Raw genomic sequence first — 14,341 nt, forward strand, 5'->3', positions numbered from 1 at the left:
CGTTGGCTGTGGGCCGGTAGCCCGGACAGGCGCGCAGCGCCGCCTCCGGGAAGATCATCAGAGTAAAGCGACTCCCCCGACCACCGCGCCGCACAGCGCCACCAGCCCACCGGTCAGCCACAGCGCCTTCGCCGGGAACGCTTTACGCAGCATAATCAGTGACGGTACGCTGACAGCAGGCAGCGTAATCAGCAGCGCCAGCGCGGGCGCCATGCCCATTCCTGCCAGCATCATGGTCTGCACAATCGGGATCTCCGCCGCCGTCGGTATCACAAACAGGCAGCCGGCAATCGCCATGGCAATCACCCAGAACAGCGTATTCTCCACCACGCCATCGGCGTGAGGGAATAGCCACACCCGCGCAGCGCCCAGCACCAGAACCGCCAGAATATAAACCGGGATGGTATTCCAGAACAGCGTCCACAGCGCGCGCAGCCAGCGGCTGAAGAAGCCGTCCTGCCCCGTTGTGACCGACATTTCAGGCACGGGAACCGGCTGCGTCGCCGCTTCTTTCACCCATTTCTGAACCAGCGTGGCGACCACCAGTACGGTCGCCAGTCCCGCCAGCAGGCGAATCAGCGCAAACTGCCAGCCCAGCACGAAGCCCATAAACACCAGCGTCGCCGGGTTGAGCAGCGGATTGCCCAGCCAGAATGCCAGCGCGCCGCCCATGGATACCTGCTGTTTACGCATTCCCGCAGCCACCGGCGCGGCGCAGCAGGTGCACATCATCCCCGGTAGAGAGAATGCGGTCCCCAGCAGCGTACCGCGAAAACGCGATTGCCCTAACGTGCGCCGCAGCCAGTCACGCGGGATCAGCACCTGAATGAGCGATCCCAGCAGCACGCCTAATACCGCCGCTTTCCATACCGCCAGGAAATAGACCAGCGCGTAATCCCAGGCCGCAGCGAAAGGATTCGCATCGCTATTTGCAAGAATGGATTTGCCGATACTGTGCGTCTCAGCGGCGGTAAAGGCTTTGCCGTAATAGGGCTGCCATTTAACGAACCACAGACCAACGATAACGACGAGAAAAAACAGCGCGGGCTTCCACCATTGAAACGGTGCTGCCGCCTGAGATGAAGACTGACCAGCCATAGCATTCCCCAGGGAGTGTCATGATAAATTGAGGACATGAATACTACGCCTCCGGGGAAACTTTGGAAATCAGTAATCCCCCGCGCGCGCGGCCCTCTCGCGCAGCTGCGACGAGGAGAGAATGCGGACGCCTTCCTGCGCGGGCGAGAGCGCCTCCGCGAGTAGCGCGCTTGCCACGTCCCGCGCGTCTATCGATTTCAGGTTTCCCGGCAGCAGGCTAAAAAGCGGCGCAAGGAGCGTCTCGCCGGCGCGTTTTTTTTCGCGCTCGCCTACCAGCATTGATGGACGGGCAATCGTCAACCTCGGCCACTGCTGCGCAATCAGCGCCTCTTCCATCTCGCCTTTTACCCGATTATAGAAAAAGGGGGAATGCGCGTTCGCCCCCATCGCGCTGACCACCAGCATATGCTGCGCGCCCAGCTTTTTCCCCACCAGCGCGGTATCAATGACCAGCGTATAATCGGCATGCACAAACGCCTCTTTGCTTCCCGCTTCCCGGCGGGTAGTTCCCAGGCAGCAGAAAACAATATCGACCGGATCGACCACCTGCGCCAGCGCGTCCGTGAGCTGCGGATCGTGGGGGTTAAATACGCCGGAGATATCGGTCAGCGGCCGACGCGTGGGCGCAGCAATGGACTTAACATCCGGCGCGTTGAGTAGCATTCGCAGTAAGTGACCACCAACTAACCCGGTTGCCCCCGTTAACAGTACCTGACTCATCGAAACTCCTTTGCAGATTTTTCTATGTTGCGATCCCAGCCTCATGTTCCAGACTTAATACTCTACGAGGTAATTATCCATCATCATCAGGGAAATGCCTCATTCCACACCGAAACACTGGAGGAAGAATGAGTAAGAAGATAGCCGTTTTAATTACCGACGACTTTGAAGACTCCGAGTTCACCTCACCCGCGGACGCCTACCGTCTGGCCGGACACAAGGTGGTGACCATTGAAAAACAGGCGGGGAAGAAGGTAAAAGGGAAAAAAGGGGAAGCTGAAGTCGTCATCGATAAAGCCATTGATGACGTCAGCCCTGCCGACTTCGACGCCCTGCTGCTGCCAGGCGGATATTCACCGGACTCGCTGCGCGGTGACGAACGCTTTGTCACCTTCACCCGCGATTTTGTCAACAGCGGCAAACCGGTCTTCGCCATCTGCCATGGTCCGCAGCTGTTGATTAGCGCCGATGCGATTCGCGGGCGTAAGCTGACGGCCGTGAAGCCTATCGTAGTCGACGTGAAAAACGCCGGTGGCGAATTCTATGACCAGGAAGTGGTTATCGACAACGAACAGCTGGTGACCAGCAGAACCCCGGACGACCTGCCGGCCTTTAATCGTGAAGCCTTACGCCTGCTCGGCGCCTGATTCGCGCAGCCAGTGCAGCTTTTTCCCAAAGCCCAGCGTGTTATCGGTGAACTTAAGCTCATCGGGACGAATCTCCCAGACGGATGCCGATAGCATGCGGGCGACAGGAAAACGGCTGACGTAGCGCTTGCGCATCGCCGCCTCTTCTTCCCCGGTGAGGCGGCGAATTTTACCTTTGAACTGTACGCCGCGGATCAGCGCCACGCTCTTTGGCTGGCCATTGACCGTCCCGGCCACGTTGGCGCTTTCCCCGGTCATTTGGCCGTGGCGCGTTTTTTCATCGCTGAGCAGATAAAATGCGACCTTCTCCGGGTCATAAACGTAAAAAGCATTGGCGCACCACAGCTCATCATCGCGGGCGACGCACCAGGTCACGACGTGCTGCTTACCCAGCCAGCGGCCGATCGCGGCGAGCGTATCCATCTTTACTCTCCAGTATGTTATGGTGCTCACACCTTAACATAGCGACCTCTGTACCGTGTGCTGGTTTCTCTATCTGATTCGTACCGCCGATAATCGTCTTTATACCGGGATTACCACCGATGTTTCACGCCGCTTTTGCCAGCACCAGACTGGCAAGGGCGCGAAAGCGCTGCGTGGAAAAGGCGAGCTTGAGCTGGCCTTCAGTCAGGAAGTTGGTGAACGCTCACTAGCGTTGCGGCTTGAGTATCGTATTAAGCAGCTAACGAAGCGCCAGAAAGAGCGCCTCGTTGCCGGGGACGGTTCATTTGAGGCGCTGCTGGAAAGCCTCAGAAGCGATTAAAGTGGTCGCTATATTCGACCAGCCCGCTCACGCCGTTCAGCGCGTCATCGGCCAGACGATGCACCTGGAAAGCCTCAGCGCTATCGGGCCAGCGGCAGCGCAGATCGAAACGCGCCGCGGGTTCAAAGCCCAGACGGCCATACAGCGCCGGATCGCCAAGCGTCACGACGGCGGCATAGCCAAACTCGTTCAGGGAATCGAGCCCTTCATAGACCAGCTGACGCCCGATGCCCTGACCGCGGTAGCTTTCATCGACCGCCAGCGGAGCCAGTCCAACCCACTGCAGCTCTTCGCCTTCGACGGCGACCGGGCTAAAGGCCACGTAGCCTACGACCTGACCTTCGTCATCCGTCGCCACCACGCCCAGCGTGATCAGGCCATCTTCACGAAGACTGTGCACCAGCTGCGCTTCCGCGTCGCCGCCGAAGGTACGACGCAATAGAGCATCGATACCCGGCGCATCAATCCCAATCTCTACTCGAATCAGCATGCCTCACCTACCGATGTCTGTTCAGGTTTCTGCGGGCCTTTCAGGCCAGCTTCAACAAAGTCCGCCAGCTGCAGCAGCATAATACGCAGCGCCTTTGGCATCTGCTCCAGCTCAATGGCATCCATCAGGTTTTTTACATACAGTCCCAGCTCGGTATCGCCTTCGATAACCAGGCGACGCTGGAAGAACAGCGTATCCGGATCCTGCTTACGCGCCGCGATCATCAGCAGGTCGCTGGCGTCGGCGCTGAAGCTAACGTCCGCTTCAGCCGCAGGGCTGACCACCAGACGACCGTCCACCACCGAGGTATACCACAGCAGGCCGATGTCGCGCACATGAATACTTAACCAGCGCCCCTCGAGAAACTCCAGTTCCCCATCCGCCAGCGCCTGGCGAAATTGCCAGCTTAATACCTGTTCCAGCACCTGGCGCTTGAGGGCAAATGGCGCCAGCTTAACCGGCACGCTCATCATCGACGGGCCAAAGTGAACCAGTTTGGAACGCAGTTTATCCAACACAAGCTTTACTCCATGAATGCAATAGTTCCTCTATTGTGCCATATCAAATAAACGACATAGCGGCGTAAATCAACAAAATCACGATGCCGGGCCGCAGGTATTGATCCCGCCAATACGCTTTTAACTGCCTCAAATCAAAAATTGTCACCAAAAGGTTAACTAAAATCCCAGCTCATTAACCATCCAGCGTCCCTGACGGGCCGCGTTTTTCAGGAAAAATTATGGAGCTGCTCTGCCCAGCCGGTAACCTTCCGGCGCTTAAGGCGGCCATCGAAAACGGCGCCGATGCCGTCTATATCGGGCTGAAAGATGACACCAACGCCCGCCACTTTGCCGGCCTTAATTTCACCGAAAAGAAACTGCAGGAAGCCGTCAGCTTTGTGCACCAGCATCGTCGCAAACTGCATATTGCCATTAACACCTTCGCGCATCCTGATGGTTATGCCCGCTGGCAGCGCGCGGTCGACATGGCGGCGCAGCTGGGCGCCGACGCGCTGATCCTCGCCGATATCGCGATGCTGGAATACGCCGCCGAGCGTTATCCGCATATTGAGCGCCACGTTTCCGTCCAGGCCTCGGCCACCAACGAAGAGGCGGTAAAGTTTTATCATCGCAATTTTGACGTCGCCCGCGTGGTACTGCCGCGCGTGCTGTCGATTCACCAGGTCAAACAGCTGGCGCGCGCCACGCCGGTGCCGCTGGAGGTTTTTGCCTTCGGTAGCCTGTGCATTATGGCGGAAGGACGCTGCTACCTTTCCTCTTATCTGACCGGCGAATCGCCGAATACCGTCGGCGCCTGTTCGCCGGCGCGCTTCGTGCGCTGGCAGCAAACGCCGCAGGGGCTGGAATCACGCCTTAACGAAGTGCTGATTGACCGCTATCGGGACGGTGAAAACGCCGGCTATCCCACCCTCTGTAAAGGGCGGTATCTGGTCGACGGCGAACGCTACCACGCGCTGGAAGAGCCCACCAGCCTGAACACCCTGGAGCTGCTGCCGGAGCTGATGGCGGCAAATATTGCCTCGGTCAAAATCGAGGGCCGCCAGCGCAGTCCGGCGTACGTCACCCAGGTGGCGAAAGTCTGGCGTCAGGCGATCGATCGCTGCAAAGCCGATCCGCAAAACTTCGTACCGCAGTCCGCGTGGATGGAGACCCTCGGTTCCATGTCCGAAGGGACGCAAACCACCCTTGGCGCCTATCACCGTAAATGGCAGTGAGAACAGCAATGAAATATTCATTAGGGCCGGTGCTTTATTACTGGTCAAAAGAGACGCTGGAAGATTTTTACCAGCAGGCGGCAAGCTGCAGCGCGGACACGATTTACCTCGGCGAAGCGGTATGCAGCAAACGTCGCGCCACCAAAGTCGGCGACTGGCTCGACATGGCAAAAACGCTGGCGGGAAGCGGTAAACAGGTGGTGCTTTCCACCCTCGCGCTGGTGCAGGCGTCCTCGGAGCTGGGCGAACTGAAGCGCTATGTCGATAACGGCGAATTTCTGATTGAAGCCAGCGATCTCGGCGTCGTTAACCTGTGCGCGGAACGTAAGCTGCCGTTCGTCGCCGGGCACGCGCTTAACTGCTACAACGCCGTCACCCTGCGTCTGCTGCTCAAGCAGGGCATGGTGCGCTGGTGTATGCCGGTCGAACTTTCCCGCGACTGGCTGGCGAATTTGCTGACCCAGTGCGACGAGCTGGGCATTCGCGACCGGTTTGAGGTAGAGGTCCTGAGCTACGGTCATCTGCCGCTGGCCTACTCCGCCCGCTGCTTTACCGCGCGCTCGGAAGACCGGCCGAAAGACGAGTGTGAAACCTGCTGCATAAAATACCCTAACGGGCGCGACGTGCTTTCGCAGGAGAACCAGCAGGTGTTCGTCCTCAACGGCATTCAGACCATGAGCGGCTACGTCTACAACCTCGGGAATGAGCTAAGCACCATGACCGGGCTGGTGGATATGGTTCGCCTGTCGCCGCTGGGTAGCGAGACCTTCGCTATGCTGGACGCCTTCCGGGCGAATGAAAACGGCGCGGCGCCGCTGCCGCTGACGGCGAACAGCGACTGCAACGGCTACTGGCGACGACTGGCCGGGCTGGAATTGCAGAGCTGATTAACCGCTCACTTTGTTAATGGCTATCGCTGCTTTTTAATGCACTATTAAAGATGCAGCTTTTCTGGCTGGCGTATCCTGGATACGCCAGGCTGGAAGAAGACCTTCAATCTGATGACGATGCTGTAGCAAAGTGAGCCTTTATGACTGACAAATCTGTTTCGTTCTCGGTGCTCGATCTGGCGCCGATCCCGCAAGGTTCTTCCGCAAAGGAAGCCTTCTCCCACTCTTTAGACCTGGCGCAGCTGGCGGAAAAGCGCGGCTATCACCGCTACTGGCTGGCCGAACACCATAATATGGTCGGTATCGCCAGCGCGGCGACTTCCGTACTGATTGGCTACCTTGCCGCGAATACCACCACTCTGCATCTGGGCTCCGGCGGCGTGATGCTGCCGAACCATTCGCCGCTGGTGATTGCCGAGCAGTTCGGTACGCTCAATACGCTCTACCCGGGACGCATCGATCTCGGCCTTGGCCGCGCGCCGGGCAGCGATCAGCCAACCATGCGCGCGCTGCGTCGCCATATGAGCGGCGATGTCGATAACTTCCCGCGCGATGTCGCGGAGCTGGTGGACTGGTTCGACGCCCGCGATCCTAACCCGCACGTGCGCCCGGTTCCCGGCTATGGCGAGAAGATCCCGGTCTGGCTGCTCGGCTCAAGCCTGTACAGCGCCCAGCTGGCGGCGCAGCTTGGGCTGCCGTTTGCCTTTGCCTCGCACTTCGCCCCGGATATGCTCTTTCAGGCTCTGCACCTCTACCGCACCCACTTCCAGCCGTCAGAGCGGTTAGCGAAGCCGTACGCGATGGTATGCATTAACATTATTGCCGCCGACAGCGACAGAGATGCGGAATTTCTGTTTACGTCCATGCAGCAGGCGTTCGTCAAACTGCGCCGCGGCGAGACCGGACAGCTGCCGCCGCCGGTGCAAAATATGCATCAGCTGTGGTCCGCTTCAGAGCAGTACGGCGTCGAAAAAGCGCTGAGCATGTCGCTGGTCGGCGATAAAGCGAAAATCCGTCACGGGCTGGAGTCGATCCTGCGGGAAACCCAGGCCGATGAAATCATGGTCAACGGCCAAATCTTCGATCATCAGGCGCGCCTGCATTCATTTGATTTGGCGATGCAGGTGAAAGAAGAGCTTCTCGGATAGTGAAAAATGCGGCATTTCTGCCGCATTTTCAACTAGTGATAGGTGGGTAATACGTTAAAGCTCGACAGGAAATGCACGATAACGTTACCCAGCCCGAACAGCAGGACCAAAGCAATCATCGGCTTTCCACCCCAAACGCGAAACAATGGGCTACCAAAGCGTTTGCGCGATGCGCGAGCCAGCAGCGCCGGTACAATTGCCGCCCAGATCGTCGCCGCCAGCCCCGCATAGCCGATCGCGTAGAGGAATCCGTTCGGCCACAGCAGGCCACCCGCCATCGGCGGAACAAAGGTGAGAAGCGCGGTTTTAAAGCGTCCCAGCGCGGAGTCATCGAACCCGAACAGATCCGCCAGATAATCAAACAGACCGAGCGTCACGCCAAGGAATGAACTGGCAACGGCAAAGTTCGAAAAAATGACTAACAGCAGATCCAGACTCCGGCTGTTCAGTACCCCACTGAGCGCCTGGACCAGGACATCTATGTTGCCCCCCTTCTGCGCAATACCGATAAACTCAGGGCGTGGGATATTACCCATCGTCACCAGCAGCCACACCACGTACAGGCCCAGCGCCAGCAGCGTACCGTAAACCAGACACTTAACGATTGTGCGCGGATCTTTGCCGTAGTACTTCATCAGGCTCGGCACGTTGCCGTGATAGCCGAAGGACGCGAGGCAGAACGGCAGCGTCATCAGCAGATAGGGCATATACGAGGCATTTTGTTCAGCCACGTTAAACAGGGTGGTCGGCTGGACGTGCCCCAACAGGCTGCCAAAGGTCAAAAAGAAGGTAATGACCTTAGCTCCCAGCACAATGGCCGTCATGCGGCTCACCGCTTTGGTGCTCAACCAGACGATAAACGCCACCAGCAGCGCAAAACCGAAACCTGCCGCCCTTGCCGGTACGTTCAGCGACATTTCGCTAAACGTATGGTGCAGAATCGAGCCGCTGGCGGAGATATAGGCGTAAGTCAGAATATAAAGAACAAAGGCGATCGACACGCCGTTAACCAGATTCCAGCCTTTGCCGAGCAGATCTTTAGTAATGGTATCGAAGCTCGAGCCAATCCGGTAATTCAGGTTCGCTTCGAGGATCATTAACCCGGAGTGAAGCATACAAAACCAGGTAAAAACCAGCGCCGCCAGAGACCAGAAGAACCACGCGCCGGACATCACAACCGGCAGTGAGAACATGCCCGCCCCAATAATCGTCCCGCCAATAATCACTACGCCGCCAAACAAGGACGGTCGGGTTGCCGTAGTGGTAAGTGTCGCCATTTGCCGAAATCTCCAGTCGAAAATACTTTTCTTTTTATCAACGTGACGCACTGTACCAGTACACGAGTACAAAGGGAATAAAAAAAGCCCCAATCATAAAGATCGGGGCTGTATCGTTTACTTTACGTTAGCGGAAAGCGCTAATTATGCATCGCCACCGAAACGACGACGACCTGCGGAGTCATCGCGACGCGGAGCTGAAGCATCATCGCGGCGCGGCGCGCGGCCACCTTCACGACGTTCGCCGCTGAAACGACGACCTTCACCACGGCCGCCTTCGCGACGCTCACCGCCGAAACCACGGCCTTCACGACGTTCACCGCCGCCGAAGCTACGACCGCCTTCACGACGCTCACCGCCGCCACGACGTTCGCCGCTGCGTTCAGGACGCGGCTGAGCATCGCCCAGCAGCTGCATGTTCATCGGCTTGTTCAGGATGCGGGTACGCGTAAAGTGCTGCAGCACTTCGCCCGGCATGCCTTTCGGCAGTTCGATGGTGGAGTGAGAACCAAACAGCTTGATGTTACCGATGTAACGGCTGCTGATGTCGCCTTCGTTGGCAATTGCGCCAACGATGTGACGAACTTCAACGCCGTCATCACGGCCCACTTCAATACGGTACAGTTCCATATCGCCAACGTCACGACGCTCACGCTTCGGACGATCTTCGCCGCTGCGTTCCGGACGGTCGCCGCGCGGGCCACGGTCGTTACGGTCGCCGCGACGTTCGAAACGATCGTCACGGTCGCGGAACTCGCGCTTAGGACGCATAGGCGCATCCGGCGGCAGGATCAGCGGACGTTCGCCCTGAGCCATTTTCAGCAGCGCGGCGGCCAGCGTTTCCACGTCCAGCTCTTCGCCTTCGGCAGACGGCTGGATTTTCGCCAGCAGCGCACGGTACTGATCCAGATCGCTGCTTTCCAGCTGCTGCTGAACTTTCGCCGCGAATTTTTCCAGACGGCGTTTGCCCAGCAGTTCTGCGTTCGGCAGTTCAACTTCCGGAATGGTCAGCTTCATCGTACGTTCGATATTGCGCAGCAGACGACGCTCGCGGTTCTCAACGAACAGCAGCGCGCGGCCAGCACGACCCGCACGACCGGTACGGCCGATACGGTGAACGTAAGACTCGGAATCCATCGGGATATCATAGTTAACCACCAGACTGATACGCTCAACGTCCAGGCCACGGGCTGCAACGTCGGTTGCAATCAGGATATCCAGACGACCGTCTTTCAGACGCTCCAGAGTCTGCTCACGCAGGGACTGGTTCATGTCGCCGTTCAGCGCAGCGCTGCTATAACCGCTACGCTCCAGCGCTTCGGCCACTTCCAGGGTCGCGTTTTTGGTACGAACGAAGATAATCGCCGCATCAAAATCTTCCGCTTCCAGGAAACGCACCAGCGCTTCGTTTTTACGCATACCGTAAGCAGTCCAGTAGCTCTGGCTGATGTCCGGGCGAGTTGTTACGCTCGACTGGATGCGCACTTCCTGCGGCTCTTTCATAAAGCGGCGGGTAATACGGCGAATGGCTTCCGGCATGGTGGCAGAGAACAGAGCGGTCTGATGACCCTCCGGGATCTGCGCCATAATGGTTTCTACGTCTTCGATGAAGCCCATGCGCAGCATTTCGTCAGCTTCATCCAGAACCAGACCGCTCAGCTTAGAGAGATCCAGCGTACCGCGTTTCAGGTGGTCCAGCAGACGACCCGGGGTACCGACAACGATTTGCGGCCCCTGACGCAGCGCGCGCAGCTGCACGTCATAACGCTGGCCGCCGTACAGGGCAACCACGTTTACGCCGCGCATATGTTTAGAGAATTCCGTCATTGCTTCAGCAACCTGTACCGCCAGTTCGCGGGTCGGCGCCAGCACCAGAATCTGCGGTGCTCTCAGCTCAGGATCGATGTTGTTCAGCAGCGGTAAAGAGAACGCTGCGGTTTTACCGCTACCCGTCTGGGCCATACCCAGAACGTCGCGGCCGCCCAGCAGATGCGGAATGCACTCAGCCTGGATCGGAGATGGTTTTTCGTAACCCAGATCGTTAAGCGCTTCAAGGATGGGAGCCTTCAGGCCCAGATCTGCAAAAGTGGTTTCGAATTCAGCCATGTAGTACGTGTGCCTCAAAATTAATGGCGGCCAGTCTACATAACTCATCGTGAAAATTTTCGGTAATTTTCATTGAAAAGTGTGAACCGGCTCAAAGTAGGTGTATTAACGAACAACAACGCCCTCACCCGCAAAGGTGATGGCAATCAAAAAAGGGCTGATGTGTTCGTCAGCTATTGCTGGTCCGATTCTGCCAGGTCATCTTGCTCCTGGCCCAAGAGCGATAATTCCAACAATGCGTATCGGTGCTCAACGTAGTTATGAACGTTGTTTGCGACCGCCAGTTTGAACAGTGCCGTAGCGCTGTCCTTGTCCCCCAGACTTAGGTAGTACTTACCTAAATAGAAGTTGGTTTCACTGAGATGCTCAGCGAGCGAGGTGTTATCCGTTGCGTCTGCCTTCAGACGGTCCATTAGCTCTTTTTCGCTAATGTCGCCAAGGTAGAACCCGACAATGTTCCATCCCCATTGTTCTTTATCCGACTTGTTTAAGCGCTGTCTCAGTGCTTCAAGCGCCTGCTTCTCATCGAGCTGACGCTCGGCGAGATAAAGCCACAGGCTTCGGAAAGGATCATTGGGATCGTCTTGATAAAACGCCAGCAGATCATCTTGCGCTAACTTAGCGCGACCGCCGTAATACAGGGCGATACCGCGATTTAAGTGCGCGTAGTTGTAAGTTGGATCAAGCTCAAGTACAGAATCAAACGCTTCATAGGCAGCATCAAAATTGCCTGCCTGCGTTAAGTAAATGCCTAAGTAATTGAATACTTCAGGCATATCCGGTCGGATTGCCAGCGCTTGTGAAAAATCATTTCGCGCTAATGCCCTCAGACCGAGACTATCATACAACACTCCGCGCTCATATAAAAGCTGTGCGCGTTCGTCATCGGTTAAAGCCCGACTGGCAAGAATTTGTTCCATGCGCGCCAGAATCACTTCCTGCTGCAAAGTCGGTTGCAATGGCACCGCGAGGACTGCGTCCTTACGCCAGGCAGAGTTGCTGCATCCTGCCAGCGTGAGAGCTGTCGCCACGAAACACCAGCGCAAAAAAGGCTTCATTTCCCACTCCCGAAGACAACGATTGGATGAACGTCCAGTTCCCCGGCTGCAAACAGGGCGTCCTGCCCGCAATGCGCCCTCCGCAATGCGGAGGGCAAACGGCAACCTTACTCGCCCTGCTGTTCGGCAGCCGGAGCTTCCGGCGCAGCCGCAGGCTGAGTTTGTTCAGTTGCTTCTTTGATGCTCAGACGGACACGGCCCTGACGGTCAACTTCCAGAACCTTAACCGGCACTTCCTGACCCATCTGCAGATAGTCGGTCACTTTCTCAACGCGCTTGTCGGCGATTTGAGAGATGTGAACCAGACCTTCTTTACCGCCGCCAATGGCAACAAACGCGCCAAAGTCAACGATACGGGTCACTTTACCGTTATAGATACGGCCAACTTCGATCTCAGCGGTGATCTCTTCGATACGGCGAATCGCGTGCTGCGCTTTGTCGCCGTCGGTTGCCGCGATCTTCACGGTACCGTCATCTTCGATTTCGATAGTGGTGCCGGTTTCTTCGGTCAGCGCACGAATAACGGAACCGCCCTTACCGATAACGTCTTTGATTTTGTCCGGACTGATCTTGATCGTGTGGATACGCGGTGCGAATTCAGAGATATCGCCGCGCGGCGCGTTAATCGCCTGTTCCATCACGCCCAGGATGTGCAGACGCGCACCTTTAGCCTGGTTCAGAGCAACCTGCATGATCTCTTTGGTGATACCTTCAATTTTGATATCCATCTGCAGAGCAGAGATACCTTCGCGGGAACCCGCTACTTTGAAGTCCATATCGCCCAGGTGATCTTCATCGCCCAGAATGTCAGACAGTACAACGAAGTTGTCGCCTTCTTTCACCAGACCCATTGCGATACCCGCAACGGCGGCTTTCACCGGCACGCCTGCGTCCATCAGTGCCAGAGAAGCGCCACAGACGGAAGCCATGGAGGAGGAGCCGTTAGATTCGGTGATTTCAGAAACCACGCGAACGGTGTACGGGAACTCTTCGATAGTCGGCATCACGGCCAGTACGCCGCGCTTAGCCAGACGACCGTGACCGATTTCACGACGCTTCGGAGAACCGACCATTCCCGTTTCGCCTACGGAGTACGGAGGGAAGTTATAGTGGAACAGGAAGGAGTCCGTGCGCTCGCCCATCAGTTCATCGATGTTCTGCGCGTCGCGTGCGGTGCCCAGGGTCGCAGTAACCAGCGCCTGAGTTTCGCCACGGGTAAACAGTGCGGAACCGTGGGTACGCGGCAGAACGCCGGTACGAACGTCCAGACCACGAATCATATCTTTTTCACGACCATCAATACGCGGCTCACCGGCCAGTACGCGGCTACGCACCACGTTTTTCTCGATTGCGTGCAGGATTTCACCCAGTTCGTTAGCGTCCAGAGCTTCATCTTCCGCAACCAGGGTCGCGATAGTTTCGGATTTGATCACGTCAACCTGAGCATAGCGCTCCTGTTTGTCGGTGATGCGGTAAGCATCGCTCAGGCGAGATTCAGCCAGCGCGGCAACGCGCGCGTTCAGCGCCGCATCAACCACTTCCGGCTGCCAGTCCCAGCGCGGCTTACCGGCTTCTTTCACCAGATCGTTGATGTTCTGAATAACCACCTGCTGCTGGTCGTGACCAAACACGACCGCGCCCAGCATCTGGTCTTCGCTCAGCAGTTCAGCTTCGGATTCAACCATCAGTACTGCGGCTTCGGTACCTGCGACAACCAGATCCAGTTTGCTGGACTTCAGCTCTTCCTGGGTCGGGTTCAGCACGTACTGGTCATTAATATAACCCACGCGAGCGGCGCCAATTGGGCCGTTGAAAGGAATACCGGACAGGGACAGCGCTGCGGAAGCGCCGATCATCGCGACGATATCCGGGTTAACCTGCGGGTTAACGGAAACCACGGTCGCGATAACCTGAACTTCGTTAACGAAGCCTTCCGGGAACAGCGGGCGAACCGGGCGGTCAATCAGACGCGCGATCAGGGTTTCGCCTTCGCTCGGACGGCCTTCACGACGGAAGAAACCACCCGGGATTTTACCTGCAGCGTAGGTACGCTCTTGATAGTTAACGGTCAGCGGGAAGAAATCCTGGCCTGGCTTCGCTTTTTTCTGGCCCACAACGGTAACGAATACCGCGGTGTCATCCATGCTAACCATAACGGCGGCAGTTGCCTGGCGCGCCATCATGCCGGTCTCCAGCGTTACGGTATGTTGGCCGTACTGGAATTTACGAACGATCGGATTAAGCAAAATTCTATCCTTTTATCTATAGATGATGTCAAATCCACGATAAGACATCGTATGACCCGATCTTCTGCATCCTCGCGACTAATGACAACCTTTACCCGCCCCTGCGAGTCAAGCCTCTCATTAGCCGCGCGAACCTCTGCATGAAGATCATTAATAGCAACAA

Annotated in this window: 15 protein-coding genes; 5 read left to right on the forward strand and 10 right to left on the reverse strand. The window is 57.1% G+C overall.

Annotated elements, in window-relative coordinates; genetic code table 11:
* Positions 1–57 precede the first annotated feature (57 nt).
* Both ABLU67_RS26595 and ABLU67_RS26600 read right to left on the reverse strand, forming a co-directional pair.
* Positions 58–1,098, reverse strand: a complete 1,041-nt coding sequence (locus ABLU67_RS26595) for a permease (RefSeq protein ID WP_032720217.1) — start codon at positions 1,096–1,098, stop codon at positions 58–60.
* Between the two features lie 69 nt (positions 1,099–1,167).
* Positions 1,168–1,818, reverse strand: coding sequence for an NAD(P)H-binding protein (locus ABLU67_RS26600; RefSeq protein ID WP_025108140.1), 651 nt, complete (start codon positions 1,816–1,818; stop codon positions 1,168–1,170).
* 128 nt (positions 1,819–1,946) lie between these two features.
* On the opposite strand from ABLU67_RS26600, the gene ABLU67_RS26605 reads away from it, so the two are divergent.
* Positions 1,947–2,465: a type 1 glutamine amidotransferase domain-containing protein gene (locus ABLU67_RS26605; protein WP_025108141.1), complete on the forward strand. Its 519-nt coding sequence runs from the start codon at positions 1,947–1,949 to the stop codon at positions 2,463–2,465.
* On the opposite strand, the gene ABLU67_RS26610 is transcribed toward ABLU67_RS26605, so the two are convergent.
* Entirely contained in the window at positions 2,445–2,888 is a 444-nt protein-coding gene (locus ABLU67_RS26610) for a YhbP family protein (RefSeq protein WP_025108142.1), read from the reverse strand. The genes ABLU67_RS26605 and ABLU67_RS26610 overlap by 21 nt on opposite strands.
* A 55-nt stretch (positions 2,889–2,943) precedes the next feature.
* Here ABLU67_RS26610 and ABLU67_RS26615 point away from each other — a divergent pair, with 55 nt between their 5' ends.
* On the forward strand, positions 2,944–3,228 hold the full coding sequence (locus ABLU67_RS26615; protein ID WP_004854522.1) for a GIY-YIG nuclease family protein: 285 nt from the start codon (positions 2,944–2,946) through the stop codon (positions 3,226–3,228).
* Here ABLU67_RS26615 and ABLU67_RS26620 read toward each other — a convergent pair.
* Both ABLU67_RS26620 and ABLU67_RS26625 read right to left on the reverse strand, forming a co-directional pair.
* A complete protein-coding gene (locus ABLU67_RS26620; protein WP_004125592.1) occupies positions 3,215–3,718 on the reverse strand; it encodes an N-acetyltransferase in 504 nt (167 codons plus the stop codon). The genes ABLU67_RS26615 and ABLU67_RS26620 overlap by 14 nt on opposite strands.
* Complete coding sequence (locus ABLU67_RS26625) at positions 3,712–4,236, reverse strand: SCP2 domain-containing protein (protein ID WP_004854523.1); 525 nt, start codon at positions 4,234–4,236, stop codon at positions 3,712–3,714. Before ABLU67_RS26625 ends, ABLU67_RS26620 begins: the two co-directional genes overlap by 7 nt.
* Before the next feature lie 221 nt (positions 4,237–4,457).
* Here ABLU67_RS26625 and ABLU67_RS26630 point away from each other — a divergent pair, with 221 nt between their 5' ends.
* From ABLU67_RS26630 to ABLU67_RS26640, 3 genes are all read left to right on the forward strand, one after another.
* Positions 4,458–5,453: a peptidase U32 family protein gene (locus tag ABLU67_RS26630; protein WP_004106058.1), complete on the forward strand. Its 996-nt coding sequence runs from the start codon at positions 4,458–4,460 to the stop codon at positions 5,451–5,453.
* A gap of 8 nt (positions 5,454–5,461) precedes the next feature.
* Positions 5,462–6,340, forward strand: coding sequence for a U32 family peptidase (locus ABLU67_RS26635; protein ID WP_025108144.1), 879 nt, complete (start codon positions 5,462–5,464; stop codon positions 6,338–6,340).
* 143 nt (positions 6,341–6,483) lie between these two features.
* The gene (locus ABLU67_RS26640) at positions 6,484–7,491 is read left to right on the forward strand and encodes an LLM class flavin-dependent oxidoreductase (protein ID WP_032693258.1); all 1,008 of its coding nucleotides are present in this window, start codon (positions 6,484–6,486) and stop codon (positions 7,489–7,491) included.
* Between the two features lie 32 nt (positions 7,492–7,523).
* Here the strand turns inward: ABLU67_RS26640 and mtr are convergent, their stop codons facing one another.
* The 5 genes from mtr to pnp form a co-directional block, all read right to left on the reverse strand.
* A complete protein-coding gene (gene mtr, locus ABLU67_RS26645) occupies positions 7,524–8,768 on the reverse strand; it encodes a tryptophan permease (RefSeq protein WP_025108146.1) in 1,245 nt (414 codons plus the stop codon).
* 144 nt (positions 8,769–8,912) lie between these two features.
* Positions 8,913–10,874, reverse strand: a complete 1,962-nt coding sequence (locus ABLU67_RS26650) for a DEAD/DEAH family ATP-dependent RNA helicase (RefSeq protein WP_014839626.1) — start codon at positions 10,872–10,874, stop codon at positions 8,913–8,915.
* Positions 10,867–10,947 (reverse strand): protein YrbN, encoded by an 81-nt coding sequence (gene yrbN, locus ABLU67_RS26655; protein WP_085954934.1) that lies wholly within the window; start codon positions 10,945–10,947, stop codon positions 10,867–10,869. Before yrbN ends, ABLU67_RS26650 begins: the two co-directional genes overlap by 8 nt.
* 100 nt (positions 10,948–11,047) lie before the next feature.
* Complete coding sequence (nlpI, locus tag ABLU67_RS26660; RefSeq protein WP_004854535.1) at positions 11,048–11,932, reverse strand: lipoprotein NlpI; 885 nt, start codon at positions 11,930–11,932, stop codon at positions 11,048–11,050.
* 107 nt (positions 11,933–12,039) lie between these two features.
* Positions 12,040–14,178 carry a polyribonucleotide nucleotidyltransferase gene (pnp, locus tag ABLU67_RS26665; RefSeq protein WP_009651902.1) on the reverse strand — a complete coding sequence of 713 codons (2,139 nt, stop codon included), beginning with the start codon at positions 14,176–14,178 and terminating at the stop codon, positions 12,040–12,042.
* Positions 14,179–14,341: the final 163 nt, after the last annotated feature.

The organism is Klebsiella sp. GN_Kp190, from assembly GCF_040061795.1.
Taxonomy (GTDB): domain Bacteria; phylum Pseudomonadota; class Gammaproteobacteria; order Enterobacterales; family Enterobacteriaceae; genus Klebsiella; species Klebsiella michiganensis.

Bases quoted from the DNA above. Each gene is read 5' to 3' on its own strand.
- ABLU67_RS26600 (WP_025108140.1), bottom strand. From the start codon at position 1,818: ATGAGTCAGGTACTGTTAACGGGGGCAACCGGGTTAGTTGGTGGTCAC.
- ABLU67_RS26650 (WP_014839626.1), bottom strand. From the start codon at position 10,874: ATGGCTGAATTCGAAACCACTTTTGCAGATCTGGGCCTGAAGGCTCCC.
- ABLU67_RS26605 (WP_025108141.1), top strand. From the start codon at position 1,947: ATGAGTAAGAAGATAGCCGTTTTAATTACCGACGACTTTGAAGACTCC.
- yrbN (WP_085954934.1), bottom strand. From the start codon at position 10,947: ATGAAAATTACCGAAAATTTTCACGATGAGTTATGTAGACTGGCCGCC.
- ABLU67_RS26595 (WP_032720217.1), bottom strand. From the start codon at position 1,098: ATGGCTGGTCAGTCTTCATCTCAGGCGGCAGCACCGTTTCAATGGTGG.
- ABLU67_RS26620 (WP_004125592.1), bottom strand. From the start codon at position 3,718: ATGCTGATTCGAGTAGAGATTGGGATTGATGCGCCGGGTATCGATGCT.
- ABLU67_RS26610 (WP_025108142.1), bottom strand. From the start codon at position 2,888: ATGGATACGCTCGCCGCGATCGGCCGCTGGCTGGGTAAGCAGCACGTC.
- nlpI (WP_004854535.1), bottom strand. From the start codon at position 11,932: ATGAAGCCTTTTTTGCGCTGGTGTTTCGTGGCGACAGCTCTCACGCTG.
- ABLU67_RS26635 (WP_025108144.1), top strand. From the start codon at position 5,462: ATGAAATATTCATTAGGGCCGGTGCTTTATTACTGGTCAAAAGAGACG.
- ABLU67_RS26630 (WP_004106058.1), top strand. From the start codon at position 4,458: ATGGAGCTGCTCTGCCCAGCCGGTAACCTTCCGGCGCTTAAGGCGGCC.
- mtr (WP_025108146.1), bottom strand. From the start codon at position 8,768: ATGGCGACACTTACCACTACGGCAACCCGACCGTCCTTGTTTGGCGGC.
- ABLU67_RS26640 (WP_032693258.1), top strand. From the start codon at position 6,484: ATGACTGACAAATCTGTTTCGTTCTCGGTGCTCGATCTGGCGCCGATC.